This is a genomic window from Nocardia sp. CC213A, assembly GCF_030766805.1.
GTDB classification, from domain to species: Bacteria; Actinomycetota; Actinomycetes; order Mycobacteriales; family Mycobacteriaceae; genus Nocardia; species Nocardia otitidiscaviarum.
The window spans coordinates 219,738-246,230 of sequence record NZ_JASFXA010000003.1; the positions used below are offsets into that span (position 1 = coordinate 219,738).

Sequence of the window (26,493 nt, forward strand, 5' to 3'; positions counted from 1 at the left end):
CGGGGTGGTCAGGACTGGTTCTTCAGGAAGGAGAGCTCATTGGCGCTGCCCGCCACCACCACATCCAGCTTGCCGTCGCCGTCGTAGTCGGCCAGTGCCGGAGTCTGCGGCTGCGAGGTGACGTCGTGGTCACCGGCGCGGCCGATGGTGCCGTCCCCGTTCCCGCTGAACACCATGATCTTCGAATTCAGTACGGCGGACATGACGGCGTCGAGATTGCCGTCGCGGTCGAAATCGCCCACCGCGATACTGGTGGGGCCGAGCCCGGACAGCGGTACCCGGTTGGTCTTCGAGAAGTCACCCTTGCCGTCGGAGATGAGCACCGTAGTGCTGAACGAGAACGAATCGGCGGTGATCACGTCGTCGATTCCGTCACCGGTGAAATCACCGGCACGGATATCCTCGGTGACCAGTCCGGAGGTGCTGCCGCCGCGCAGGTCGAAACTGCCGTCGCCGCGGTTGGTCGCCACGTGCACCCGTTGCAGCACAGTATTGTTGACGGCGATATCGGGTTTCCCGTCACCATCGAAATTCCCGACGGTGAAGGCCGTCGGGGCACCCGGAATGGTCACCGAACCCTTGCCGTCGAGTTCGCCGTTGCCCTTGCCGAGCCAGGTCTTCACCCCCGCCGGCACCAGGCTCAGCACGTCCTGTTCGCCGTCGCCGTTCACATCGGCGACGATCACCTCCTGCTGCGCCCCCTCCAGCGTCGGATAGGTCTTGGGGTCGGCGAAGGTGCCGTCGCCGTTGTTGATGAAGGTCGCGACGAAGGTCCACGCCTGGGCCACCACATCGGGACGGCCGTCGCCATTGAGATCACCGGCGGCGACCGCGCCGTACCCATTGCCGGGTGTGCCGACCCGCGTCCCCGGGTTGAAGGTGCCGTCCCCCTTGCCGGTCATGAGCACCGGACCCGGACCGCCGAAATCGGCGCTGACGATATCGGCTTTGCCGTCACCGTTGAAATCGGCGGTGACCACGCCGATCGGGGCCGGGCCGGGACCCCAGGACGGGAAATTGCCGCCCGTCGGGGAATTCACCGCCGGGGCGAAGGAAATGGTTCCGGCCGACGCCGTGCCGGTGGCGAACAGGCAGCAGGCGGTGGTGGCGGCGAGAAGAGTGAGGCGCTGGCGCATAGGTATTCCTGGGGTAGAGCGTGACGAGGTGGAGCGGCTCGGAATCTATGGCGTGGATCACAGTGGCGACGACGCATTGTCGCGAATTTGTGGAATTGCCTTGGAATCCGGGATCGGCTGTGCAACGCGCCCAAAGCGGCTCGGGGGCGCGGAATCGCCGGTGATCGCGTGGCCCACCACGGATGCGACGTGTCCCGGCCTACCCTGGTCTATGCGTCGTTTCGAAACACGATGTGGCGCAGGGACTCACGATTGAGGTGGCGAAATGACCGTGCGGGATCGACTGGCCGAGTTGCCGACGGCGGATGAGGGAGAGGTGTTCGGGACGCCGTATCAGACGCCGGACGGGACGACGATCGTCCCGGTCAGCCGGACAGGGTACTTCCGGAAGGCGCTCCGGCCGGTCGGGATGTACGTGATCCGTGCGGGGACGGTGCGGTTCGAACCGGCCTTCGATCACACCCGGATCGCCCTGCTGGCCGAGTTGATCGGGCTGGTGGCGGCCGGTCTCGCCACCGCCGCGATGCTGCGTCGGCCGCCGTGGCCGGATATGCGAATCACGCAGCGCGTCACCCGCACCGACTGAGTCGAATGTGTCGCCGTGGTCGCGGCGGTACTCCGGATCGTCGCCCGAGTGCGGTTGCTCGCGTGATACTCGGCGCTCAGCGGCGGGTGCCGCCGTAGCGGTCGGCCAACCGGGCCTCGGTGGTCTGCGCCTTGTTCGGGGGAGGCGGGGTGGTGGGGCCTCCGACCGTGTCCGGCGGGGTTGTCGAATCGGTTGTGACCGGGGCGTCGGAGCCTGTCGCCGCGTTCTCGCGGCGGCGGGCGCGTAGTTCGGCGTACACGAAATAGCCGAGGCCGAGTGGGGCCATGATGCCGAACGCCAACCATTGCAGGCCGTAGGAGAGATACGGCCCGGCGTCGAGTTGCGGCAGCGGGACCGGGGTGAAGACGCCCGGCTGACCCTCCGACAGCTGCAGGTAGCCACCGCGGCCGTCGGTGGGGATCGCGGTGATCGGCAGGTCGAGCACCTGCGCCGCCTGCGTGGTGTCGATGGAGTACACCTGGCGCAGGCCGTTCTCGGTCATCGGCAGCTTGTCCTCGGGAACGCCCTCGGAGCTGCGCACCCGCGCCTCCAGGCGCTGCGGCCCGGCGGGCGGATCCGCGATGGCGGGGGGTCTCGTGCCGTCGACGGCGGCCACCATGCCGCGGTCGACCAGCACCGTGCGGCCGTCGTCGAGCCGGAAGGCGGCCAGCACCGCGAAGGCGGGTGCGCCGTCGAGATGCCGCAAACGCACCAGCAGCGTGGAGTCGGGCACGTAGCCGCCGTTCGCGGTGACGCGCTGCCATTCGCTGTCGGTGTCGGTGCCGTCGAGCAGGGCGGTGACATCGACCGGCGCGGCCCGCACCGAATCGGCGATCCGCTGATTGCGATGCTCGGTGGCGGAGTTCTTGCCCAGCTGCCAGGGGGCGAGCACGGTGAAGCACATGTAGGCGAAACCGGCCACCACCACGGCCAGGATCAGCCAGCTGGGTCGCAGCAGGAAGCCGAGGCGCCGCAGCGCCGACCGGCCGCTCATGCCGTGCCCCGCCGCGGCTCGCCGAGCTGGTCGCGCAGCCAGTCCAGCAGGCCGGGGACGGCGGCCTCGATCTGCTGCCGCACCAGTTCGAAATCGCGCCGATCGCCGTAGTACGGATCGGCGATATCGGGACCGTCGGCCTCCGGGTCGAAGCTGCGCAGCAGCCGCCGCGCCTCCGACGGCACCCCCAGCCGCGCCAGCGCCCGCTCGTGCGAGGTGTCGAGTGCGATCAGCAGATCGGCGTCGCGGTGGTCGTCACCGATCACCGCCGCCACATGGCCGACCGGGTATCCGTGTCGCCGCAGTTCGTCGGTGGTACGCGGATCGGCGTCGTCGCCGACGTGCCAGCTGCCGGTGCCCGCGCTGCTCACCCGCACCCGGTCCGCCAGCCCGGCACGCTCGAGATGCGCGGCGAAGATCTTCTCGGCCATCGGCGACCGACAGATATTGCCGGTGCAGATGAAGGTCACATGCAGCTCGCCCACAACAGCCATTGTGTCGGGTCCACCTACGAGGCTGCCACGTAGGGTGTTGAGCTGTGCCGGAGGACACCGCGGCGAGCCGTGCGTCCGGGGCTGCGGCGAGCCGTGCGTCCGGGGCTGCGGTGGGTTGTGCTTCGGCGGCGGCGGTGAGTCGGGATTCGCGGCGAGTAGTGAATCAGGAGTAGCGGCGGGCGATGTGTCGGGAGCAACGGTGAGTCGTGGATCGGGAGGTGCGGTGAGACGCGAATTCGACGCGGCGGGTGATCGCGCGGCGGTCGAGCGATCGGCCGAGAGCGCGCCCGCCGCGCTGCGCCGTGGCGCGCGGCCGGAGTCGGCCGAGGGGATTCCCGCGCCGCCGCGCGTCGAGGGATCGAGGCACGAATCGCCGCGGGCCACGCCCGAGGCCGCAGGAGTCGACCGGCGCGGGGGATCCGTCGGGGTGATTCCCGCCGATCGGCACACGGCGGATGTGTCGGCCGCCGATCCGGCTCGTGCGGCAACCGACCCGCCCGGCTCCGTCGATCGTCAGCGGTTGCGCCATCACGGGGATGTCGACGCGCGGCCGGGGATGGTCGACTTCGCGGTGAATGTGCGGGGAACCGCGCCGCCGGAGTGGTTGCGGGAACGGTTGGCCGGGCGGCTGGGGGAGCTGGGGCGGTATCCGGACGGTGGCGAGGAGGCGGCCACGCGGGCGGCGGTCGCGGCGCGGCACGGGCGGCGGACCGAGGAGGTGCTGTTGCTGGCCGGGGCGGCGGAGGGGTTCGCCATGCTGCCGCGGCTGGGGGCACGGCTGGCGGCGGTGATCCATCCGTCGTTCACCGAACCGGAATTGGCGCTGCGGGAAGCGGACGTGCCGGTGGCGCGGGTGGTGTTGGAGCCGCCGTACACGCTCGACGCCGGACTGGTGCCCGAGCAGGCCGACCTCGTGGTGGTGGGCAATCCGACCAATCCCACGTCGGTGCTGCATCCGGCCGAGGCGCTGCTGGCGCTGCGCCGCCCCGGGCGGATCGTGGTGGTGGACGAAGCCTTCGCCGATGCCGTGCCGGGTGAGCCGGAAACCTTGTCCGGCAAGGACTTTCCCGACGTTCTGGTGCTGCGCAGCCTCACCAAGACCTGGGCGCTGGCGGGGCTGCGCTGCGGCTACGCCCTCGGCGCGCCGGAGGTGTTGGCGCGGCTGAACCACGGCCGCCCGCACTGGCCGCTGGGCTCCCTGCAACTGGAGGCCATTGCCGCGACCAGCGCTCCGGCCGCCGTGGCCGAGACCCGGCGCACGGCGGAGGCCATTGCCGCCGACCGCGCCGCCATGATTCCCCGGCTGCGCGCGCTCGGCGTCGCGGTGCATGAACCCGCCGCCGGTCCCTTCCTGCTGATTCGTGTCCCCGACGCGGAGCTGTTGCGGAAACGGCTGGCGGACAAGGGGATCGCCGTGCGTCGGGGTGATACCTTCCCGGGGCTGGACGCCGGTTGCCTGCGGGTGGCGGTTCGTCCGGCGGCCGAGGTGGACCGTCTGGTCGCGGCCATCGAAGACGTCGGTCTGTGATCCGACGCGGGTATCCGGTGAACGACATTCGTTCGGGCGTTGGAGGAGGTTGATCGTGACGGCGGTGCGGTTGGCGGACGTCATCGAGGTCTTGGACGCGGCGTATCCGCCGCGGCTGGCCGAATCCTGGGATTCGGTGGGGCTGGTCTGCGGCGATCCGGGCGAGGCGGTGACCCGGGTGCTGTTCGCGGTGGACGCGACCGCCGCGGTGGTGGACGAGGCTCTCGAATGGGGTGCGCAAGCTCTGGTGGTGCATCATCCGCTGCTGTTGCGCGGCGTGGACACGGTGGCGGCGAGCACGCCGAAAGGCGTTCTGCTGCACCGGTTGATCCGCTCGGGCTGCGCGCTGTTCACGGCGCACACCAATGCCGATTCCGCCGATCCGGGGGTGTCGGACGCGCTGGCGCACACCATCGGGCTCCGCGTCACCGCACCGCTCGACCCCAAACCGGTTGGGGCGCAGGATGAGTGGCAGGTGCTGGTGCCGCACACGCATACCGAGGCGGTGCGGGAGGCACTGTTCGCGGCCGGTGCGGGTGCGGTGGGTAACTATCGGGAGGCGAGCTGGTCGGTGTCCGGCACCGGACAGTTCCGGCCGCTCGACGGGGCCGCCCCGGCCATCGGGGCGGTGGGGGAACTCCAGATCGTGCCCGAGGACCGGATCGAGGTGGTGGCGCCGCCGTCGGCCCGGCGGGCGGTGCTGAGCGCCCTGCGGGCGGCGCATCCCTACGAGGAACCGGCCTACCATGTGACCGAGCGCGCACCCCTGCCGTCCGGACTGGGTATCGGACGGGTCGGCGAGCTGGCGCAGCCACAACCGCTGCGGGCCTTCACCGCCCGCGTCCGCGCCGCACTGCCCGCCACCACCTGGGGGGTGCGCGCCGCCGGAGACCCCGAGCGCGTCGTCCGCACGGTGGCGGTGTGCGGCGGGGCGGGCGACTCCTTCCTGTCGACCGTGGCCCGCCTCGGCGTGGACGCCTACCTCACCTCGGATCTGCGCCACCATCCCGCCGACGAGCACCTGCGCTCGGGCGGGCCGGCGCTCATCGACGCCGCGCACTGGGCCACCGAATTCCCTTGGTGCGCACAGGCCGAGGGGGTCGTGCGGGCGGCGCTGCCGGGCGTCGAGACGCGTGTCTCGACGCTGCGCACCGACCCGTGGACGATCGGCGCGGCCGACTGCTGACCGGAGGTGGCCGGAGCGACGGTGGCCGCGCCGTTCGACGTCGGCTCGCCGCCACCCTGACCGGGCCATCGACCCGCGGGCCTGCTGTCGGCCCACTCCCTGAATGTCGTCCCCACGTCCGGACGGTCGTTCCCGGGTAGGGCTGTCGCGTCACGGCCCGACCATCGCCGAGGGCACCGCCGCCGCCCGCAGTCGGCGGCCGTCCCGGTGTCGGACGTCGTGCCGCCCTGGCTGCGGCTCCCGGCCGCGCACCCGGCACGACATCCGCTGCGGTGAGCGCTATTCCGCCACGATCGTCGCTTCGTGCAGCACCGGGAAGTTCACCGAGTTGGCGATGAAGCACCGCCGGTGTGCTTCGGCGTGCAGACCCTGCGCCTTGTCGATCATCGCCGCGTCGGTGACCGTGATGTGCGGGCGCAGGGTAACCGTGCGGAAGCGTTCGTCGTCCATCACGCCCAGCGCGGTGTCCCGATAGGAGGTGACCACCACCCCGGCGGTGGCGCACAGGTGCAGGTACCAGAGCATGTGGCAGTCGGAGAGGGAGGCCACCAGCAGCTGTTCCGGATTCCAGCGTTCCGGGTCGCCGCGGAACTGGGGGTCGGAGGTGGCGAGGATAGGCGGTCGCCCCGCGGTCAGCAGTTCGTGATTGCGACTGTAGGACCGGTAGTCCGTCGTCGCCCCGGACCACACCACCTCGACCTCGTACCGATGTTCGCTCACGCTGTTGTCCTTTCTGGTACGAGTGGGGGCACTCCGTGGTGACGCTTCGCTGCCTCCTCCGCGCCGGACCACTCTTACCGAGAGTGTGTCCGATCTCCGCGCCGCTGCCCACCGGAATTCGTGGGCCGGGTCACGGCCGCGGCCCGCGCGGTGACCATCGGCCCAGCTGGCGGGCGGGTTGGGAAAATCGGCGCTGTCGACGGAGTACGGTGGGGGTCTTGAACTGTCCACAGCGTCCAGGAGAGCCTCCGCGTTGAATGTCGAACCATCGATCCAAGCCAAGCTGCTCGACCTCGCCGCAGTCGACGCCGAGCTGACGCGGATCGAGCACCGCCGCAAGGTGCTGCCCGAGGAGCAGGAGGTGCGGCAGCTCGAGTCGGAGCGGACGGCACGCAAGGACGCGGCGGTCAAGGTGGAGATCCTCATCGACGACCTGGATCGCGATATCCGCAAGCTCGAGGGCGAGATCGACGCCGTGCGCAAGCGCGAGGAGCGCGACCGCGGCATGCTGACCGCCGGATCGGTCGGGGCCAAGCAGCTCTCGGAACTCCAGCACGAGCTGACCAGTCTGGAACGCCGCCGCACGGTACTCGAGGACGACCTCATCGAGGTGATGGAGCGTCGCGAGGCCGCGGCCGCCGACCACGATCACGCGGGGGCCAATCTGGACCACGCCGAACAGCTGCTCGCCGAGGCCCAGCGCAAGCGCGACGAGGCATTGCGGGATCTGGAGGCCGCCGCGCAGCGCTGCGCGTCCGACCGCGCCGCCCTGGCCGGTCGCTTCCCCGCCGAGCTGACCGCGATCTACGACAAGCAGCGCGCCGGCTACGGCGTGGGCGCGGCCCTGCTCCAGGCCCGGCGCTGCGGCGCCTGCCGGATCGAACTCGATCGCGGCGAGATCGCCCGCATCGCCAAGACCGCCCCCGAGGTGGTGGTCCGCTGCTCGGAATGCGGCGCGATCCTGGTGCGCACCAAGCAATCGGGACTGTGAGCGGCCGCGCCGGGGAGGGCGAACAACGGTGAAGGTGATCGTCGAAGCCGACGGTGGCTCGCGCGGCAACCCGGGACCGGCCGGTTACGGCGCGGTGGTCTGGGACGCCGACCATGCGCGGGTCCTCGCCGAGCGCTGGGAGTACCTGGGTGTGGCCACCAACAATGTGGCCGAATACCGCGGCCTCATCGCCGGTCTGGAGGCCGCCGCCGAACTCGGGGCCACCGAGGTGGCGGTCCGCATGGACTCCAAACTCGTGGTCGAGCAGATGTCGGGCCGCTGGAAGGTCAAGCACGCGGCCATGATTCCGCTGGCCGACCGCGCGCGGCAGCTGGTCGCGGGCTTCGACGGGGTGCGCTTCGACTGGATTCCCCGCGCGGCGAACTCGCACGCCGACCGCCTTGCCAATCAGGCCATGGACGACGGAGATCTGGTGGGGGAGGTGCGCACGGCGCTGGCCGACAGCGCCGCCGATCCGGTGCACCCGGCGGGCACGACCGCCCCGGATTCGCATCGCGAAGAGAGCACACCCGACCGGGGTGCCAGGCGCGAAACCAGCGGTGAGATCGTGACGCGCGGTAGCACATCCGACACGCGCGGTCGCACATCCGAGATGTCGCCCGGCGACACCTCGGGACCGTCAGGCGTCCCGGCGGCGCCCGGTGACGTCTCGTCGAGCGGCGCCGCGCACACCGCGCCCGGGTGGACCGGGGCGGTCGGGCGACCGACGCGGTTGCTGCTGCTGCGGCACGGGCAGACGGAACTGTCGGTGCAGCGGCGGTATTCGGGGCGCGGGAATCCGCCGCTGACGGCGCTGGGGCGGGAGCAGGCGGCGGGTGCCGCGAAAATGCTTGCGGGCAAAGGCAGTATCGGGGCGATCGTCTCGTCGCCGCTGGATCGGGCGCGGGAGACCGCGGAGGCCGCCGGGCACGCGCTGGGTGTGCCGGTGCGGGTGCTGGACGGGCTCATCGAAACCGATTTCGGCGTGTGGGAGGGGATGACGTTCGGCGAGGCGCGTGAACACGATCCGGAACTGCACACCCGCTGGCTGGGCGATCCGTCGCTGCCCGCGCCGGGCGGTGAGAGTTTCGACCAGGTGCGCGAACGCGTCGAGACGGTGCGCCGCGACCTGGTGGCGCTGCATCCCGGTGAGAATGTGCTCGTGGTCAGCCATGTGACGCCCATCAAGACCCTGCTCCAACTGGCGCTGGGGGTCGGGCCGTCGCTGCTCTACCGCCTGCATCTGGACCTGGCCTCGCTCTCCATCGCCGAGTTCTACGCCGACGGCGGCTCCTCGGTCCGTCTGGTCAACGACACCTCCTACCTGTAGGGCCCACCCGGCGCGGGCGTTTGCCGGGTACGACGCGGGGTACTTCGGCGGCGTCTGGAGGTGGACGTATGGCCGAGGCGGCGGTGGGCGTGGGCGCGCCGGTGGGACCGACGAAACTGAGTCGGCGAGCATGGCGGGGTGTGCTGCGTCGGACGGTGCGCGAATTCCAGGAAGACAGTGTGCTGGATCTCGCCGCGGCACTGACGTTCTACAGCGTGCTGTCGATCTTTCCCGGGCTGCTGGTGCTCACCTCCGGGCTGGCGCTGCTGGGTCCCGAGCCCACCCAGTCGCTGGTCGACACGGTGCGCCAGATCGGGCCGGGCAGCGGCACCGAACTGCTGGTGGACGCCATCGAGGAGCTGCGTGGCTCACGGCCGTTCGCCGGGCAGCTCGCCATCATCGGTGTGCTGGTGGCGCTGTGGACCGCGTCGGCGTACATCGGGGCGTTCATGCGAGCGTCCAACGCGATTCTGGAGATGCGCGAAGGGCGTCCGCTGTGGAAGCAACTGCCGGTGCGGGTCGGGCTGACGGCGCTGATGCTGGTGCTGCTGGCCGTGGTGATCACCGGTGTGGTGGTGACCGGCGCGGTGGCCGACCGGGTGGGCGGCTGGCTGGGACTGGCCGAGCAGGCGGTGATCGTCTGGGATATCGCCAAATGGCCGGTGCTGGCGCTGCTGATGAGTCTGGTGTTCGCCCTGCTGTACTGGGCCGCGCCCAATGCCGTGCAGCCGGGTTTCCGGTGGCTGAGTCCGGGCAGCGTGCTCGCCGTACTGCTGTGGGTGGTCGCCTCGGCCGGATTCACCGTCTACGTAGCCAATTTCGGCTCCTACAACAAGACCTACGGTTCGCTCGCGGGCGTGGTGGTGTTCCTGATGTGGCTGTGGCTGTCCAATGCCGCGGTACTGCTCGGCGCGGAGTTCAACGCCGAGCTGACCCGGGCGCGCAGTATCGCGCAGGGACTGCCGCCGGAGGTGGAGCCGTTCCTGCCGCACCGTGACGAACCCGAATCCCCCACGGTGTCGAGCTGATCCGACGGAACCGGACCCGCGCTACGGACGCAGCACCGCGGTCAGGAATTCGGTCTGATCGTAGACCGCCTTCTCGAACCAGTCGTCGAAGTAGATGTCGAAATGTCCGATCGGATACTGCTTGACGACCGCGTGTTTGGTGCGGGCGGCGGCCTCCAGAGTGGGGCCGGGCGGGGCGACGCTGTCGTGCTCGCAGACCGCGTAGAGCACCGGGACCTTGATGTCCTTGACGCGCTTGACCGGTTTGTCGAACAGTACCGAGAGCCCGACGCGGGCAGCGACTTTCGGGCGGTAGGCGGTGCTCTCCTCGGCGAGACGGCCGAACCCCTCGGGGACGTCGGCGGCGCTCATCAGCGCCGCGGTGCGTCGGCGTCCGGCCAGCCGCACCCCGACGGGTTTACGGCGCAGCGGTCCGACGACCAGGTCGGTGAGCGCCAGCGTGCCGGTTTTGGCGAGGCTGATCGGCCCCTTCGCCATGGCCGAGGACCAGCCGCTGGTGAACGGGCACTGCGCCACCACACCGGCGAGGTAGTCGTCCTCCGGCGCCACCGCGAGCACATGTCCGCCGCCGAAGGAACTGCCCCACAGCGCGATCCGGGTGGCGTCGAAGCCGCGCAGGGTGCGCCCGTAGGCGATGGCGGCCCGCCAGTCCGCCCGCTGGCGGGCGATATTGATCACCTGCCGCGGCTCACCCTCCGAACCGCCGAAATGTCGATAGTCGAAGGCCAGCACACCCATTCCGGCCGCCGCGAACCGCCGGGCATAGCGGTCCAGGCCCATTTCCCGATCCGCCCCCAGCCCGTGCCCCATGATGACCAGCGGGCGCGGTTTGGGCGGTCCGTCCGGTAGATACAGCCACCCCGCACAGCGGTGACCCTCCGATTCGAACCCCACCTCGACACGCTCCATGAGCCATTACCGTACCCTGGTTGCGCGGACGAGTCGGTCGGGCGGCCGCGGCGATGGGAACGGGCACGGCTGTGCCGCCGCCCGTCGCCGAGGAAAGTCCGGACTCCACAGAGCAGGGCGGTTGCTAACGGCAACCCGGGGCGACCCGCGGGACAGTGCCACAGAAAACAAACCGCCCACACGCCATGTGTGGGTAAGGGTGAAACGGTGCGGTAAGAGCGCACCAGCGCGCCGGGTGACCGGCGCGGCTCGGTAAACCCCGCCCGGAGCAAGGTCGAAGGCCGCACTCTCGGCGAGAGTGCGGCTGCGCAGGCGTTCGAGGGCTGCTCGCCCGAGCCTGCGGGTGGACTGCTCGAGGCACCCGGCAACGGTGTGTCCAGATGGATGGCCGCCTCCCGGTGCGAACCGGGGACAGGATCCGGCTTACAGACCGACTCGTCCGCCCACCCGCCGTGGGCATAGTCGACGGCTATCGCTATCCCCGTGTGGGATTTTCCGTTTCGGCGCTCGATGCGACAGCGGCGGCGACCCCGCCCGGGGGTCACCGCCGCTGTGCGCCGCTGTTCGGTCAGTTCGGTTGTACGACGAGCAACTGAGCCCAGTAGCTGGCCTGCTCCGGGCCGAGTAGGGGCAGCAGGTGGTCGAAGAGGATCATCGACATGCGGTAAGGAACTCCTCGGATCGCTCGGTGTCGGAAGAACGCGTCCACCCGCGGTACGCGGCGGATGCGACGGCAACCCTACAGCTCGGGTGGAGCGAGCCGGAGGCGGCGCGGCACGGCGTGTCGACCGGTCGTTCTGCCCGGAACTAGCCGGGAGCGTGACTGATCTCATACAGTGTTGCGCGTTGGAAGGTTCCGTTGCGGGTGATAGCAACGGGGCGAAGGGCATCAACGAACGTCGGAAAGCAGGTTTCGTCTATATGCGAATTGCTCGCAAGCTGGTCACCGGTGGGCTGCTCGCCGGTACCGCTGCCGTGCTGGCCGTGATGGGTTCCGGGTCCGCCTCGGCGGTCGCCGTGACCCCGCTGCCGGGTGGGGTGCAGGTGGATCTCACTCCCGCCGATACGCGCTGGGTGGCCGACACCCACTTCGGGCAGACCCTCGCCGGTCTGCCGCATCCGTCCGCCGCGTCCTTCGGGCAGGCGCTGGATTCCGCGGCGAAGCTGTCGTCGCAGTATCCGGAGGGGCGGGTCGTGTTCACCGTCTTCGGGCCGTTCGACCAGTTGAACGGCACCATGCTGGCTCTGCAGTAGGGCCAGTCCCCCCGGTGGAACTACATCAGCGGATCGTTTCGGCGCCGGTCGACTTCGGCGCCGTCCGAACCGAATTCGGGTTGGCCTCGGCGTATCCCGCCGAGGCCGTCTCGGAGGCCCGCGACGCGGTGGACGCGTTCGCGGGCGACCGGGTCGATCGCACCGACATCCCCTTTGTCACCATCGACCCGCCCGGCGCACTGGATCTGGATCAAGCGCTGCATCTCGAACGGACCCCGACGGGATTCCGACTCCACTACGCCATCGCCGATGTCGCGGCCGTCGTCGCGCCGGACGGTGCGCTCGCCCGCGAATCCCTGGTGCGCGGCCAGACCTTCTATCTGCCCGACGGCACGGTGCCGCTGCATCCGCGCGTGCTGTCGGAGGACCGCTCCAGCCTGCTGCCCGACCTCGACCGTCCCGCCGCGCTGTGGACCATCGAACTCGATGCCGACGCCGAGCCGACGAACTGGTCGGTAACGCGCGCCCTGGTCCGCTCCCGCGCCCGCCTGGACTACGCCGGGGTGCAGGCCGACGCCGACACCGGTCGCTTGCCCGCCGCCATCGCCGCGCTGCCCGACTTCGGCCGCCTGCGCATCGAGGCCGGGCTGGCGCGTGGCGCGATCTCGCTGCGCCTGCCCTCGCAGAGCGTGATCCGCGTGGACAATACCGACGACCACTGGCAACTGGTGGTGGAGCCGCGTACCGCCGCCGACGACTGGAACGAGCAGGTATCGCTGCTCACCGGCATGTGCGCCGCCCGGATCATGCTGGACGGCAACGGCTCCCACCGCCTCGGCCTGCTGCGCACCATGCCGCCCGCGCCGTCGTCCGCCGCCGAGTCCATGCGCCGCACCGCCGCGGCCGTCGGAATCGACTGGCCCGCCGACGAATCGGTGGGCCGCATGCTCGCCCGCCTGGACCCCAACACCCCGGCCGCGCTGGTCCTCATGTCCGAGGCCACCAGCCTGCTGCGCGGCGCGTCCTACACCGTGCTGGACGGTGAGGACCCGGACACTCTGCAGCACAGCGCCATCGGCGCGGCGTACGCCCATGTGACCGCACCCCTGCGTCGGCTCTCCGACCGCTACGCCACCGAGATCTGCCTGGCGCACTGCGCGGGCACCGAGATTCCGCTCTGGGTCCGGGAGGGCCTGGACGCTGCCGCGGAGTCCATGCGCCGGACCGATGCCGTGGCGGGCAAGCTGGAGCGCGCCTGTATCGACCTCACCGAGTCCACGGTGCTGAAATCCCGAGTGGGCACGGAATTCGAGGCCGTCGTGCTGCGCGAGGCCAATGGCACCCGCCCGGCGGAGATCTTCGTCGCCGATCCGCCCGTACTGTCGAAATGCACCGGGGGACCGCCGGAGGGGAAGCGGGTGACGGTCCGGCTCACCGAGGCCGATCCGGCCGCGCGCACGGTCATGTTCGACTACCCGGCCTCCTGAGCCGGGGCCGACCGTCAGCTGGCGATGGCGGATGCGGTGGCCGAGCGGATCGCGGCGGTGATGGTGTCGGGGTCCTCGAGCATGAGCAGATGGCCGCAGTCGGGCAGCAGCAGTGACCGGGTGGGGGACAGCGTGCGGTTGAGCGCCGATCCGGCGGTCGCGGAGAGAATGCGGTTCTTCGCACCCCAGATGGTGGTGATGGGCGGGAAGGCGAGGGTGGGTCGGAAGTCGTCCAGGGCGGCCAGGCGGTCGAAGTCGCGGGCGATGGCGGCGGGGGCCAGCAGGCGGCGGGGCTCGGTCCAGCGGTCGCGGAAGGCGGCGAAGGCGGTGGCGTCCATGTGGCGGCCGCGCGGGCCGAGCTGTTCGCGCACCACCCAGGTGGCCGCCAGGGCGGGCACCTTGGTCGCCGAGGCCAGTGCGTCGAGGCGGATGTGCCGGGCGGCCTTCGCGGTCCAGCCGGTCGGTGTCGGACGCAGGGTGGCGGCGGTCAGCGGACTGCACAGCACCAGGGCGCGCACCCGCTGCGTCTCCTGCCGGGCATAGAACAGCGACAGCGCGCTGCCGAAACAATTGCCCACCAGCGTGACGTTCTGCAGTCCGCGATCGGCGACGAATTCCGAGACGAGGCGCACGTAATTGTCGACCGTATACCCACTGGTCGGTATATCCGATTCGCCGTAGCCGAACAGATCCAGTGCGTACACGCTGTTGGTGGCCGCGAGGGCTCGCATCTGATGTGACCAGATTCGCCGGTCACCACCGATATTGTGCAGGAACAAGATCGGATCACCCGATCCGGCACGGTCGTAGGCGACGGAAACGCCGTGGAAGTCGAATACCGGCATCGGGCGCTCTCCTCATTGAGTGCGGTGCTGTCCTGCTCGTCCGGCCAGGGTCGTCGACAGCGAAATACCCCGGCACGGAATGTGCAATCCATGCTAGCTGGTACCGCTGGTAACACAAGGCTCGGGGAGTAGCGCCCGATCGCCGGTCAGCGCGACGTCGTGGGAATCACCTCCCCGGAACGCAGCCACCCTTGCAATTCCACCAATCCGGTATCCCGGTCCATGACCGGTCGATAACCGAAATCGCGGGCGGCCGCCCCGGTGTCGTAGGTGCCCGTGCGGGTGAGCACCGCGACCGTGTACCGCGACAGCGGCGGCGTCCAGTGTTCGGCGAGATACGGTATGCGCCTGAGGGTTTCGATCACCTCGACGGCCAGTTCCACCACCCGCCGATGCGGCCTGCGCCCCGGCGGGCGATAGCCCAGGTCGGCGGCGACCTGTCGCAGGAACCGCCACACATTGGTCTGCTCGGCATCGGCGATGAAATACGCTCTGCCGCCGACCGCGTCGGAGCCAGCGGCCTTGACGCAGGCTTCGACGATATTGTCGACATGGCACAGCGAGGCGTACACCTCGCGCCCGAACGACAGATCCGGCAGCGTCTCCGCCGCCGCCCGGCTCAGCAGCCGCACGATCGGCCCGGACCGGTCACCCGAGCCCCAGATGGCGCGCGGTCGCAGTGCGCAGGTGGTGAAATCCGGTGTGTTCGCGGCGAGTACGAGCCGTTCGGCCGCCGCCTTGGTCTCGCAGTAGAGGTTCAGAAAGCGGCGCGGATACGGCACCGACTCGTCGATGTCGACCTGATCCCCGCCGTCGCGATCCATCAGCGCGCTCGGGCTGGAGATGAACACGAACCGGCGCGCCCCCCGTTTCCGCGCCGCCGTCAGCAGTCGCTCGGTCGCCGTGACGTTCTCGTTCCAGAACTGTTTCCGGGTCCCGCGCTCGTCCACCCGTGCGGCACTGTGGAATACGATGTCGACGCCCGCCACCGCCCGCTCCAGCGAGGCCGGATCGCCGAGGTCGCCGTTGACCACCTCCACCCGGTCCAGCACGGCGGCGATATCACGCAGATTGCTGGTGGGACGCACCAGAATCGAGACCTGGAAGTCGCCGTCGCGTACCAGACGGCGCACCAGCGCCCCGCCCAGGAATCCGGAGGCCCCCGTCACCAATGCCCGCACAGCGTCTGCCCTCCATCCCCGGTCCGGCCGTCGCGGTGCGTCGACCGACTCGCCCGCTCATCGGCGGCGATACTCGCCACCGCGGTGACCACCCCCGCCAGCCGGGACAGCGACCCCAGTGTCAGGAACGATCGCAGCACGATCTCTCTCACCGTCTCCTCCTGGTCTAGACGTCGAGTTGCTTCGCGGCCCAGATCGCCAGCTTCTCCCGCCCGATCTTGGCGTTGTGGCGGATGTCGACCGGGAATCCGGGATGGAACAGGAAGGCCGTCACCGGTGCGGTGATCGCGAATTCGGCCTGGCGCTTGCGCAGATTGACCTCGACGGCCTTGCGGTCGGCGTCGGGCTCGAGTTCCACGCACAGCACCGGTCGCTGCGCACCGCGCTCGCCGACGCCCACCAGCGCCGTGCGCGCCACTCCGGAGACGATATTGAACACCTGCTCCACCCGCACCGTGAACAGCGTCCCGTCGGCGGTTTCCACGCGCTGACTCTTGCGCCCGCAGAACCGAATTCGGCCCTGATCGTCGATGCGCGCCAGATCGCCGGTGCGATGCCACACCACCTCGCCGTCGCGGATCTTGCCGACGGTATTGGCCGAATCCGGCCAGAGATAGCGGGTGCTCACATTCGGTCCGGAGACCACCAGCTCGCCGATCCAATCCGTGGCGGCCAGCTCCTCGGCCCGTTCGTCGACGTCGTGCCAGGTGGGCAGCGGGTCATCGGTGATCGCGATGACGCGCGCCCGTACGTGCAGGGCGGGCTTGCCCACGCACACGCCCTCGCCCCGATGCGCCGCCTCCACGAGATCACCCAGCAATTCCCGGGATTCGATGGTGGCCATGGGCAGTGCCTCGGTGGCTCCGTAGCCCGAGTACACCTTCGCGTCCTCGGGCAGCACCGCGCGCAGCCCGGCGATGCACCAGTCCGGCACCGGCGCGCCGCCGGAGTAGATGCTCTCCAGCGTCGGCAGCTGCGACCCGTGCTGCTCGATATGCCGCAGCAGCGGAATCAACACCGCCGGGGAGGCGAACATGGTTTTCACCCCGAACCGGTGCACCGCGTCCACCACGTGCTCGGGATCGGTGGCCCCGACCTTGGAGGGGATCAACGGCGGCAGCACACAGCGGGACCCGATGAGCAGCTCCAGAATGCCGGCCACCGGTGCGGTGATGAGCGAGGTGCCCGGCTCCATATGCTCGCGCGCCGCGTCGACCTGCTCGATCATGGCGCTGAGATTGCCGTGGGTGAGCACGACCGCTTTGGCCGGTCCGGTGCTGCCGGTGGTGTAGGCGATGAGCAGCGGTTCGTCGTCCGGCGCGGGCTCGCGCTCGGGCAGTGGAGCGGGCGGGGTGCGGCCCCAGCTGTCCAGGGTGGGTCCGCGCCAGAAGCCGCGGCCGACGGTGACCGCCAGCCGCACCTTGCGGAAGTAGGCGCGGAAGACGATGCGCACCGCCTGCGCCTCCGGCACTCCGACAAACGCCTCCGCATCGGCGGCCTGCAGGCAGCGCATCATCTTGAACAGACCCATGCCGGGATCGATGATCACCGGCACCGCACCGATTTTGAACAGCCCGTTGAGCACCGCGTAGAGCTCGGGCCCCGGCCGCACCAGCACGATGGTCCGCATCCCCCGGCCCACGCCCGCCGCGAGGAAGTTCGCCGCGATGGCATCGGACCAACTATCGAGCTCGGCGTAGGTGAGCTGCCGGTAGTCGGGCAGACCCGCGGCATTGCGGCCGTCGGCGTATATCACCGCCTCCCGATCCGGATGGGCGGCGACGATGTCACGGAATCGGTCGAGCGCGCGCCAGTAGGTCGCGGCGGTCATGGCATCACCTCATGGAATTCGCGCGCTCGATATTCGCGCCGACGGCGGCGGTATCGCACGCGCGGAAATGGTGGATACGGAAGGAGAACAACTGCTGTCGAATTCGACGATGAATGTGACGGGCAGTACGGCGAGGTTACCTCGAGCAATGCGAGGCCGCTACCGCGCGAAGTATGCCAATACATTGCCGCGCAACGTGTTTGGTGTGTCCAGCAGTACCGCAACAGGTTCTCTCGCACCCCCTAGTCCAACCCCTATGCGAGTTTTCCCGGCAGGTCGCGAATACCGCGGTCTACCTTGAGTTTCTATCGATCTTAAACTGAAACGGCGCTGTAACGTCTGTGATTGGCGGGACTGTTGTGGCGCAGAGTTACCAGTGGGTACTGGTACCGTTCGAATCGGCATCGGGGCTACTGGATAACGACGGCATTGCTTCGGATGATCGATCCGAATACGAATCGCCGCACCAGAATTCGACCGAACTCGCACAATCTTTCCAGAGAGTAGGGGGCTATGCGTACCCGTTTCGAATCGATCGGTGCGTACACACCCGGCACCGTCCGTTCCACCGAGGACGTGATCGCCAGCCTGTCGATCCCCAGGGCCTTGGACCTGGAGCGGATCACCGGGATCAAGAATCGTCGCGTGCACAACAGCGATCCGGACGATTACGAATCCTCGTTCGAACTGGCGCTGCGGGCGATCGACGATTGCCTGACGCACTCCGACTACGCCGCCGAGGATCTCGACGTCATCATCAACGTCTCGATCACGCGCTTTCGCGGACCCGAATATTTTTGCTACGCACCGTCTTTCGCGCTCATGCTGCGCAATGCCCTGGGTGCGAAGCAGGCGCGGTACTTCGACCTGTCCAACGCCTGCGCGGGCATGATCACCGGGGTGCTGCTGCTGGACCGCATGATCAAGGCGGGGGTGGTGCGCAATGGCCTGGTGGTCAGCGGCGAACAGATCACGCCCATCGCCGATACCGCCGCCCGGGAGATCAGCCAGCCCTACGATCCCCAGTTCGCCGCGCTCACCGTCGGCGACGCTGCGGTGGCGGTGGTGGTCGACGGTCGCGGTGACGACCACGACGAGATCCACTACATCGAGCTCATGACCACCTCCGCGGGAGCCGAGCACTGCCTCGGCATGCCGAGCGAGAAAACCACCGGTATCGCCATGTACACCGACAACCGGGCGCTGGCCAGCGAATCGCGCTTCCAGCAGGGCATCAGCCGCATGGACGACTTCCTGAAAGAAACCGGGCGCACCTGGGAGAGCGAGAAATACGACTACTGGGTGCACCACCAGTTCAGCGGCCCGGCCATCGAATACATCAGCCAGCTCACCGAACGGCACTTCGACACCCCGATGCCGCAGCCGCTCAACGTCTACGACGAATTCGGCAATACCGCCTCCACCTCCCACTTCCTGGTGCTGCACGAACACCTGGCGCGGCAGCGCATTCCGAAGGGATCCAAGGTGCTGCTGATTCCGGAGGCGTCCGGAGTGGTCTCCGGGCATCTGGCCGCGACCATCACCCGATTGGAGGCGTGACGCATGTCCACAGCCATTGTCTCCGCGGCGGTGTGCACCGATCAGGACACCGGCAGCTTCTTCGAACTGGCCAGCCGCGCCGGGCGGACCTGCCTGGAACAGGCCGGGGTGTCGCCGAACCGGATCGGCCTGGTGATCAACGCGGGCGTCTTCCGCGACAGCAATATCTCCGAACCGGCGGTGGCGGCGCTCATCCAGAAGCGCCTGGACATCGGACTGGAGTACGTCAGCGGGAATGTGCCCGCCTTCTCCTTCGACCTCATGAACGGGGCCACCGGTGTGCTGCACGCGTTCATGGCCGCACAGTGCTTCCTGGCGCCCGGCGAGGTGGAATACGCCATGGTGGTCGCCGGCGACACCCATCCCTCGATGGCCCGGGACCGCGACGACTTCCCCTACGCCGCCAGCGGTGCGGCCGTCCTGCTCCGATCCGATACGCAGGCGGGCGGATTCGGTCGCCCGCACACCAGCGAGGTCGACGGCTCGGCTCCGCCCACCGCCTGGGTGGATCTGGAGTCGGCGGGCACCGACGGCCGCAACGCGCTGACCGTGCGGGCCGGGACGGGCGATCCGCTGGAATTGGCCGACCGGGTGGTGCGCGCCTGCCTGGCCGACGAGGGCATCGACGCGGCGGATTTCGCCACCGGCAAGGCGGTGCTGCTCGCGCCCGCGCCGGTGGCCGGATTCCGGGAACGGCTGGCCTACCGGTTGGGCATTCCGGTGGCGGCCGTGGCGGGCGTGGATCCGGCACTGGGCGATCCGTTCAGCGCGGCGCCGGTGCACGCGTATGCGCAGGCCGCCGCGTCGGGGCTGCTCGAGGGGATGCGCACGGTGCTGTTCCTGGGCGCGGACGACAGCGCGGCGGCGTGTCTGCCGTATCGACCGCTGCCGCTGTCACTCTCCGGTTCCGTCGCCGAGCTGCAGTCCAATCAGGTTGCGGGGTAACCTGATTCATCCGATCGCTCGCCGACGGACGCGTCGGCGAGCGCCGGAACACACCGTCGTGCCCGGCTGAGACCGGCCGCCGCCAGGCGTCCACCCGCTGCAACGATGCCGCTCCAGCACATCAGCTCGTCGTGCCCTCCCCTCAGTCGGGACTGAAGGAGATCGATGAAGGGATGTCGGCTATGCAGCGGTCGATCGGTCGGGACCGGAAACCACTGTCCATCGTCGGCGGCACGCGCGGACCGGCGCGGCACCGCCGCCCGGACGACGAGCCGGACGGTATGGCGGAACTGCTGCGGCTGGACGGGCCGGGGCTGTCCGTCGCGCGCGCGGTGGCGGTACTGGGACCCGCCGCCACCGTGGCGCGGGTGTCCGCGCTGCTGGGCACCGAGACCTCCGAAACCCACCGCATCATAACGGAATTGGAGATGACGGCGGCGTTCGAGGGGCAACGCTGTATCGAGCCCGCGGTGGGTGCGCGCCTACTGCGGGACCTGTCCGTGGGGGAGCGGCGCGATCTGCACGGCCGGGCAGCCGAAGTGCTGCACGGCAGCGGATTCCGACCGGCCGTGGTCGCGCCGCACCTCTACGCCGCTGGGGAGACCGGCACCGCCTGGGCGGCACGGGTGCTGGTCGCCGCGGCGGCCGAGGCGGTGGCCGAGGATCAGCTCGACTGGGCGGCGAAGTATCTCGAGCTGGGCTACCGGGCCAGTGATCGGGCCCGGGAGCGCGCGGCCATCGCCACCCGGCTCGTCGCGGTGGAATGGCGGATCAACCCCTCCGGGCGCACCCGCAACTTCGGGCGACTACGGGCGGCGCTGGCCGCCGGGCTGGTGCCCTACCCCGAGGTGCCCGCCGCGGTGTCGTTCATGCTGTGGCACGGATGCGGCCAGCACGTGGACCGCGCGCTGGCCCGGCTCGAACGTGGCGTCGGCGGCGCGCTCACCGTCGGACCGGGCATCGAATTCCTGTGCGCCTGGGTTCGCTACACCCATCCCACCCATGTGGAACGCCACCCCGACCTGTTCTCCGGACGCCTCCGCGGCACCGCCGCGCCGGGTGAGCGGGACTCCCCGCATCGGCAGGCCGCGGACCTGCTCGGAGCCCTGGCCACACCGCGCCCGCCCGCCGACCTGGCCGCCGCCGCTCAGCGCATCCTGGCCGGGCACCGGCTCACCATCACCACGGTGGAGGCGCTGGTGGCCGCCGTCGACTGCCTCATACACACCGATCGGCTGGATCTCGCCGACGCCTGGTGCACCTCACTGCTGGCGGAGGCGGCGGCCCGGCACGCGCCCACCTGGCGGTCCGTCTTCGCGGCCGTGCGCGCCGAAACCCTGCTGCGCAAGGGCAGACTCCGCGAGGCCGCCGAGCACGCGGTGCTCGCGTTGAACCTGGTCCCCGCCGAACACCTGGGCGTGTGGGCGGGGCGGCCCATCGGCGTGCTGGTGCGGGCGCTCACCGCGCAGGGCAAGCACTCCGAGGCCGCGGCCCAGCTGCGCCGCCCGGTGCCCCGGGCCATGTTCGAATCCCGCTTCGCCCTCACCTATCTCAGCGCCCACGGCGAACACTGCCTGGCCACCGGGCGGCCCGAGGAGGCGCTGCGGCATTTCCGGCAGTGCGGAAATCTCATGCGGCAGTGGGGAATGGACTACGCGTGGCTGACCCCGTGGCGCAATGACGTGGCCGCCGCGCACCTGGCCGTCGGCCGCCAACGCGAGGCCCGCGCCTTCGCGAGCATGCACCTGGACCTGGTCGGCGGCCCCGACGGCCACCGCAGCGCCGGGGTTTCGCTGCGCATTCTCGCCGCCACCGCCGATCCGCATCGGCGGGTGAGCCTGCTGCGCCGCGCGGTCGCGGTGGCGCGCGCCGGCGACGGCGACCTCGAATTGGCCATGGCACTGGGCGATCTGGGCCGTGCCTACCGATCCATGGGCGATACCGACCGAGCCCGGCCGCTGCTGCGCGACGCCATCCGGCTGGCCGAACAGTGCGATGCCGAACTGCTGCAGCGTCGACTGCGCGGTGACCGGCAACCACCGGCCACCGAGCCCATCCCGCGGGTTCGCCTGGCCCCCAGCGCCTTCGAAACCCTCAGCCCGGCCGAGCGCCGAGTGGCGGAACTGGCCGCACTGGGCAAGCGCAACCGCGATATCGCGGCGGCGCTGACCATCACCACCAGCACGGTGGAGCAGCACTTGACGCGGGTGTACCGCAAGCTGTCCGTCGCCCGCCGCAGCGAACTGCGGTTCGTGCTCGCGGCGCACGTGGATTCGACGCGATCGGCGGTGGGGTGAGGGGCAGGTGCAGGGCGGAGCATGGCCGCACGGCCCACCGGTCTGGTGCCGGGATGACAGCAGGCGGGCAGGCACTACGCGGAGGTGCGGACCGCGGTGACCGATGGCGGCAGCGGGCGGACAGCCCGTGCCGCGCGTGCGGACCCGTGATGAGTGGCGGCAGAGCGTGGACGAGGCTGTGCGCCGGGGTGCGGCCGGGCGGCATCGGGCGACGGGGACGGAGGTGATGGCTGCTCCGGCGTGGTCGCGCGATACGTCGGGGTGATGTGTGGCGGGCGATGCCGAGGAATATCGATTCGGCGGATGCGAGGACATCCGCCCGGAGCGGAGAGGACACGCTATGGGGGCGAGCACTGTTGGCGGCGGGGCGGCGGAAGTCGCGGTCGAATCGGCGGAACCGCCGCGGCCCGAGCACGATCCGTTCTATCGGCCGCCGCGGGGGCTGTCCCGGCGTGCTCCCGGCGCTGTCCTGCGGTCGCGGGCGGTGGAACTGGCGCTACTCGGGGTGCTGCCGCAGCGGATCGCGGCGTGGCAGCTGCTCTACCGCAGCACCGATCTGCACGGTCGCCCGGAGGCGGCGGTGACCACCGTGCTGCTGCCCTGGGGCGCGGATCCGGCGCGGTCGCGGCCGGTGGTGTCCTATCAGTGCGCCATCGACGCGGTGGCGTCGAACTGCCTGCCCTCGTACGCGTTTCGGCGCGGCGCGCGGGCGCTGGGCGCACTGCCGCAGTTGGAGCTGCTACTCGTCGCGCACGCGCTCACCCGGGGCTGGGCCATCTCGGTGCCCGATCACATCGGCACGGCGGGGCATTTCGGCACGCCGCGCGAGCCCGGCTACCGCGCCCTGGACGGCCTGCGCGCCACGCTGGCCTTCCTCGGCCACCCGGTGGATGCGCCGGTGGCGCTGTCCGGCTACTCCGGCGGCGGGCTGGCGACGGTATGGGCGGCGGAGATGGCCGCCGCCTACGCGCCGGAGCTGAATATCCTGGCCGCCGCGGCCGGTTCGCCGGTCGGTGATCTGGAGTCGACCTTCTTCCGGCTCAATGACGCACGGTTCGGCTTCGGCGGGCTGGCGACGCTGTGTCTGGCCGGGCTGCGCCGCGCCTATCCACCGCTGCACGCCAGCCTGGCCGAACGGCTCGACCCGGCCTCGCTGGAATTGCTGGACCGCGCCGAGCGCAGCACCACCATCCCGCTGGTGCTGCGTGCCAGCCGCGCCCGCCTCCAGGATCTGGAGGGCGGCGCGCTCGCGGCCCTGCGCACCCTGCCGCAGGTCCGTGCGGTGCTGACCGACATCCAGCCGGGCGACAACCCGCCCGACTTCCCGGTGCTCACCGTGCAGGGCGTACACGACCTGGTCATCCCGGTCGGCAATGTGGACCGGCTGGTGGACCGCTACCGCGCGGCGGGCACCCCGGTGCGCTACATCCGCGACCTGCTCGGCGACCACGTCGGTCTCGGACTGCTGGCCGCGCCGCTGGTGGAGAACTGGCTGGCGGCCCGCTTCGCCGGAAAACCCCTGGACCGTACGACCACCGACACCGTGCTCTCCGTCGCGGTGTCACGCCAGGCCGCGACCGGCTACCTGCGCCTGGGCGCACTGCTGCTGCGGGCCCTGACCGTTCGCCCGATCGGTGGGCCGGAGCCGGAATCGCCACGACGTCGCGGTGGCACGGTGCGCGGTTCGCTGCGCGACGCATCGGCCGACCGCTGACCCGCGCTGCGGACACCGTCGCGCCCGGTCGGTGGGCGGCAAGTCTCAGCCGTCGAAGCTCTTGCGCAGAAATTCCGTCGTCGCCGGGTACTGCTCCAGCGACTTGCGGGCAGCGGCGGCCTCGTCCTCGCAGAGGGCCTGCCAGGCGGGGTTGGTGCTGTCGCGCAGGCGGTCGCGGATGGCGGCCTCGGCCTCGACGGCGTCGCGGTGGTCGCCGAGCACGGTTTGCAGGCGTTTGGCATTGCCGGACAGCGATTTCGCGGGGCCGTTCAGCAGCGGGACGGCGGCGTCGGCGGAGTAGCGCAGGCGCTTGGCGGCCTTGCGGATATCGTGCAGGTGCTCCACGCGTTCGGCCTCGGACAGCGTGGGTTCGAGTCGGACGAGGCGGCGCACGCGATGGAAGTCGTCGCGCAGCACCGACCGGCAGAAGCGTTCCGCGGGGCGTTGCGCGTACGCCTCCCGCAGCGGCGGGTCGTCCAGCAGGGACCGGAGTGCGGCGGTGAGGGTGCGGTAGCGTTCACTGTCGAGCGCGGTCAGGATCTCCGCGTGCGCGGCGGCGTAGCGCTCCCGTTCGGCGGTCACCAGCAGCTTGCGCAAACCCCGAGCGGGAGCGTCCTTTCCGCCGATGCGGAACTTCTTCTTGGCCAGCTCCGGGTGTTCTTCGAGCAGGGCGGCGAAGCGTTCCGCTCGCACCTCGGCATCCCGCGCCACTCCCAATACGCCTGCCAGCCAGCGCAATTCATCGCGTAGCTCGTCGACGGGGCGGCGGCGGAAGACGCGCCGGTAGGACCGAAGCACGCTGCGCAGCCGCCGCGTGGCCACCCGCATCTGGTGCACCGAGTCCGGAAGATCTCGGCGCACATCGGGTTCAGCCGACAGCAGTCGATCGACGTCGTCGGAGACCGCGGCGACTACGGCGGGACCTGCGGCGGTGTGCGTCATGAGCGGAACTTGTCTGTGGCCTCCACCAGATGGTGGGTGATACCGGGCTCGTTGGCGGCGTGCCCGGCGTCGGGCACGATGTGCAGTTCCGAATTATGCCACGCACGGTGCAGGTCCCACGCGCTGACGGCGGGACAGACGATGTCGTGGCGGCCCTGCACGATCACGCCCGGAATATGGGCGATGCGGTCGATATCGCGCAGCAGCTGCCCGTCCTCGAGGAACCCGCCGTGGGTGAAGTAGTGGTTCTCGATTCGGGCGAAGGCCAGCGCGAACCGCTCCTCGGCCGTCTCGGCCACCCGATCCGGTTGCGGCAGCAGCGAACTCGTTGCTCCCTCCCAGGTGGACCAGGCGATCGCCGCCGCGGTGGCGACCTCGGGATCGGGGGAGTGCAGCAACCGGTGGTAGACGGCCACCAGATCCGAGTCCCGTTCCGCCACCGGCACCGGCGCGAGGAACTTCTCCCACTCGTCCGGGTAGATGTATCCGGCCGCACCGTTGTAGTACCAGTCGATCTCCTTGCGCCGCAGCAGGAAGATGCCGCGCAGCACGAGTTCGCTCACCCGCTCGGGATGCCGCTGCGCGTACGCCAGCGCCAGGGTGGAACCCCAGGAACCGCCGAACACCTGCCAGCGCTCGATGCCGAGGAATTCCCGCAGCGCCTCGATATCGGCGACCAGATGCCAGGTGGTGTTGGTCTCCAACCCCGCCCCGTCGGCGATGTGCGGGGCGGAGCGACCGCAGCCGCGCTGGTCGAACAGCACGATCCGGTACGCCCTCGGGTCGAAGAAGCGACGGTGCAGCGGGGCGGTGCCGCCGCCCGGGCCGCCGTGCAGGAAGACCACCGGCTTGCCGTCCGGGGTGCCGCTCTCCTCCCAGTAGATCCGTTGTCCGTCACCGACATCCAGCATGCCTTCGCGGTGCGGTTCCAGTGGCGGGTACAGGTCGCGCATTACAGCAGTCCCGCCGCCAGGCTGGGCAGTTCGAGTGCGCTCACCGCCTGCGCGTGCACATCCGGGCACTGCGCGGTCATGATCCGGTCCACCGAGTCCTTGTCGCCGAGCACCTGCCCGTTGATGGCGCCGTTGCGCAGCGCCCACTCGTGCACGGAACCGTTGAGCGAGATCTTGCCCAGCGTCGGGCCCTGTACCCGCCAGTCCGACAGCTGTGGTTCGATGATGTCGCACAGCTGCTGGCCGACGGCGTCGGAGACCGTGAGCTGGTCACCCTGGGCAGTGCCCGCGCTGGTCTTCGGTGCCGAGCTGGAGGTCGTCGACGGGGAGGCGGAGCCCTCCGGCTGCTCGAAGCCGGACGTGGTGTTCCCGCATCCGGCGGTCAGCGCGACGGCCGCTCCGCCGGCGAGTAGCAGTGCTGCCCCGCGGATATGAAGGGTGCTCGTCCAACGGCCCTGCGACATGTGTTCCCTTTGGTCGATCCAACTCGTTCGCTCCGAGTCTGCCACCGTTTTCCCGCCGCGGGCCAGCACAGTTCGGCCACGCCCAGCGATGAGAGCCGATGGCTATGAATCGACCGGGGATGGGCGAGCGGGGGCGGGCCGCCGTCCCGCTCGCCCG

The 26,493-nt window shown here is 70.1% G+C and carries 24 protein-coding genes and 1 other RNA gene; 13 read left to right on the forward strand and 12 right to left on the reverse strand.

Translation table 11 applies throughout. From position 1 onward, the window contains the following. Positions 1-8 precede the first annotated feature (8 nt). Complete coding sequence (locus QJS31_RS06920) at positions 9-1,136, reverse strand: VCBS repeat-containing protein (protein ID WP_282786065.1); 1,128 nt, start codon at positions 1,134-1,136, stop codon at positions 9-11. Positions 1,137-1,401: 265 nt separating this feature from the next. Here QJS31_RS06920 and QJS31_RS06925 point away from each other — a divergent pair, with 265 nt between their 5' ends. Then, positions 1,402-1,722, forward strand: a complete 321-nt coding sequence (locus QJS31_RS06925; protein ID WP_282786064.1) for a GerW family sporulation protein — start codon at positions 1,402-1,404, stop codon at positions 1,720-1,722. Between the two features lie 76 nt (positions 1,723-1,798). Here QJS31_RS06925 and QJS31_RS06930 read toward each other — a convergent pair whose 3' ends face one another. Next, a complete protein-coding gene (locus QJS31_RS06930; protein ID WP_306356369.1) occupies positions 1,799-2,698 on the reverse strand; it encodes an SURF1 family protein in 900 nt (299 codons plus the stop codon). Between the two features lie 14 nt (positions 2,699-2,712). Further along, entirely contained in the window at positions 2,713-3,210 is a 498-nt protein-coding gene (locus tag QJS31_RS06935; protein ID WP_306356230.1) for a low molecular weight protein-tyrosine-phosphatase, read from the reverse strand. 457 nt (positions 3,211-3,667) lie between these two features. On the opposite strand from QJS31_RS06935, the gene cobC reads away from it, so the two are divergent. Together cobC and QJS31_RS06945 are read left to right on the forward strand one after the other, a co-directional pair. Continuing rightward, entirely contained in the window at positions 3,668-4,738 is a 1,071-nt protein-coding gene (gene cobC, locus QJS31_RS06940) for an Rv2231c family pyridoxal phosphate-dependent protein CobC (protein WP_372341583.1), read from the forward strand. A gap of 55 nt (positions 4,739-4,793) precedes the next feature. Next, positions 4,794-5,924, forward strand: a complete 1,131-nt coding sequence (locus QJS31_RS06945) for a Nif3-like dinuclear metal center hexameric protein (RefSeq protein WP_306356232.1) — start codon at positions 4,794-4,796, stop codon at positions 5,922-5,924. 279 nt (positions 5,925-6,203) lie between these two features. Here QJS31_RS06945 and QJS31_RS06950 read toward each other — a convergent pair whose 3' ends face one another. Further along, positions 6,204-6,644, reverse strand: a complete 441-nt coding sequence (locus QJS31_RS06950; protein WP_306356233.1) for an OsmC family protein — start codon at positions 6,642-6,644, stop codon at positions 6,204-6,206. Positions 6,645-6,897: 253 nt separating this feature from the next. Here QJS31_RS06950 and QJS31_RS06955 point away from each other — a divergent pair, with 253 nt between their 5' ends. From QJS31_RS06955 to QJS31_RS06965, 3 genes are all read left to right on the forward strand, one after another. Beyond that, positions 6,898-7,635, forward strand: a complete 738-nt coding sequence (locus tag QJS31_RS06955; RefSeq protein ID WP_029932596.1) for a zinc ribbon domain-containing protein — start codon at positions 6,898-6,900, stop codon at positions 7,633-7,635. Positions 7,636-7,663: 28 nt separating this feature from the next. Beyond that, the gene (locus QJS31_RS06960; protein ID WP_306356234.1) at positions 7,664-8,965 is read left to right on the forward strand and encodes a bifunctional RNase H/acid phosphatase; all 1,302 of its coding nucleotides are present in this window, start codon (positions 7,664-7,666) and stop codon (positions 8,963-8,965) included. Between the two features lie 68 nt (positions 8,966-9,033). Next, positions 9,034-9,993: a YihY/virulence factor BrkB family protein gene (locus tag QJS31_RS06965; RefSeq protein ID WP_306356235.1), complete on the forward strand. Its 960-nt coding sequence runs from the start codon at positions 9,034-9,036 to the stop codon at positions 9,991-9,993. A 21-nt stretch (positions 9,994-10,014) separates the two neighbouring features. Here the strand turns inward: QJS31_RS06965 and QJS31_RS06970 are convergent, their stop codons facing one another. Beyond that, complete coding sequence (locus QJS31_RS06970; protein ID WP_282784980.1) at positions 10,015-10,902, reverse strand: alpha/beta hydrolase; 888 nt, start codon at positions 10,900-10,902, stop codon at positions 10,015-10,017. A 29-nt stretch (positions 10,903-10,931) separates the two neighbouring features. Here QJS31_RS06970 and rnpB point away from each other — a divergent pair. The 3 genes from rnpB to QJS31_RS06985 all read left to right on the forward strand — a co-directional run bounded on the left by rnpB (position 10,932) and on the right by QJS31_RS06985 (position 13,604). Then, an RNA gene (gene rnpB, locus QJS31_RS06975) (RNase P RNA component class A) lies at positions 10,932-11,344 on the forward strand. Positions 11,345-11,823: 479 nt separating this feature from the next. Further along, positions 11,824-12,156 carry a hypothetical protein gene (locus QJS31_RS06980; RefSeq protein WP_029932592.1) on the forward strand — a complete coding sequence of 111 codons (333 nt, stop codon included), beginning with the start codon at positions 11,824-11,826 and terminating at the stop codon, positions 12,154-12,156. 14 nt (positions 12,157-12,170) lie between these two features. Then, a complete protein-coding gene (locus tag QJS31_RS06985) occupies positions 12,171-13,604 on the forward strand; it encodes an RNB domain-containing ribonuclease (RefSeq protein ID WP_306356236.1) in 1,434 nt (477 codons plus the stop codon). 14 nt (positions 13,605-13,618) lie between these two features. On the opposite strand, the gene QJS31_RS06990 is transcribed toward QJS31_RS06985, so the two are convergent. The 4 genes from QJS31_RS06990 to QJS31_RS07005 form a co-directional block, all read right to left on the reverse strand. After that, on the reverse strand, positions 13,619-14,449 hold the full coding sequence (locus QJS31_RS06990) for an alpha/beta fold hydrolase (RefSeq protein WP_282778765.1): 831 nt from the start codon (positions 14,447-14,449) through the stop codon (positions 13,619-13,621). A 146-nt stretch (positions 14,450-14,595) separates the two neighbouring features. Then, positions 14,596-15,630, reverse strand: a complete 1,035-nt coding sequence (locus QJS31_RS06995) for an NAD(P)-dependent oxidoreductase (RefSeq protein WP_306356237.1) — start codon at positions 15,628-15,630, stop codon at positions 14,596-14,598. Continuing rightward, positions 15,615-15,782 carry a hypothetical protein gene (locus QJS31_RS07000; RefSeq protein ID WP_282778768.1) on the reverse strand — a complete coding sequence of 56 codons (168 nt, stop codon included), beginning with the start codon at positions 15,780-15,782 and terminating at the stop codon, positions 15,615-15,617. Before QJS31_RS07000 ends, QJS31_RS06995 begins: the two co-directional genes overlap by 16 nt. A gap of 14 nt (positions 15,783-15,796) precedes the next feature. Then, positions 15,797-17,461, reverse strand: a complete 1,665-nt coding sequence (locus tag QJS31_RS07005; RefSeq protein ID WP_282778769.1) for a fatty acid CoA ligase family protein — start codon at positions 17,459-17,461, stop codon at positions 15,797-15,799. Between the two features lie 513 nt (positions 17,462-17,974). Between QJS31_RS07005 and QJS31_RS07010 the strand changes: the two genes are divergently transcribed. The 4 genes from QJS31_RS07010 to QJS31_RS07025 all read left to right on the forward strand — a co-directional run bounded on the left by QJS31_RS07010 (position 17,975) and on the right by QJS31_RS07025 (position 23,977). Further along, complete coding sequence (locus tag QJS31_RS07010) at positions 17,975-19,021, forward strand: 3-oxoacyl-ACP synthase III family protein (RefSeq protein ID WP_029932587.1); 1,047 nt, start codon at positions 17,975-17,977, stop codon at positions 19,019-19,021. Positions 19,022-19,024: 3 nt separating this feature from the next. Then, positions 19,025-19,966 (forward strand): hypothetical protein, encoded by a 942-nt coding sequence (locus QJS31_RS07015; protein ID WP_306356238.1) that lies wholly within the window; start codon positions 19,025-19,027, stop codon positions 19,964-19,966. A 182-nt stretch (positions 19,967-20,148) separates the two neighbouring features. Then, complete coding sequence (locus tag QJS31_RS07020) at positions 20,149-22,263, forward strand: LuxR family transcriptional regulator (protein WP_282778774.1); 2,115 nt, start codon at positions 20,149-20,151, stop codon at positions 22,261-22,263. Positions 22,264-22,603: 340 nt separating this feature from the next. Continuing rightward, on the forward strand, positions 22,604-23,977 hold the full coding sequence (locus QJS31_RS07025; RefSeq protein ID WP_306356239.1) for a lipase family protein: 1,374 nt from the start codon (positions 22,604-22,606) through the stop codon (positions 23,975-23,977). 45 nt (positions 23,978-24,022) lie between these two features. Here QJS31_RS07025 and QJS31_RS07030 read toward each other — a convergent pair whose 3' ends face one another. Genes QJS31_RS07030 through QJS31_RS07040 form a run of 3 tightly spaced genes read right to left on the reverse strand, consistent with a single transcriptional unit; the run spans position 24,023 to position 26,336 of the window. Further along, complete coding sequence (locus tag QJS31_RS07030; RefSeq protein ID WP_282778777.1) at positions 24,023-24,919, reverse strand: CHAD domain-containing protein; 897 nt, start codon at positions 24,917-24,919, stop codon at positions 24,023-24,025. After that, positions 24,916-25,872 carry a prolyl aminopeptidase gene (gene pip / locus QJS31_RS07035; RefSeq protein WP_282778779.1) on the reverse strand — a complete coding sequence of 319 codons (957 nt, stop codon included), beginning with the start codon at positions 25,870-25,872 and terminating at the stop codon, positions 24,916-24,918. The genes QJS31_RS07030 and pip overlap by 4 nt, the downstream gene beginning before the upstream one ends. Then, complete coding sequence (locus QJS31_RS07040) at positions 25,872-26,336, reverse strand: hypothetical protein (RefSeq protein WP_282778781.1); 465 nt, start codon at positions 26,334-26,336, stop codon at positions 25,872-25,874. The genes pip and QJS31_RS07040 overlap by 1 nt, the downstream gene beginning before the upstream one ends. Between the last annotated feature and the right edge of the window lie 157 nt (positions 26,337-26,493).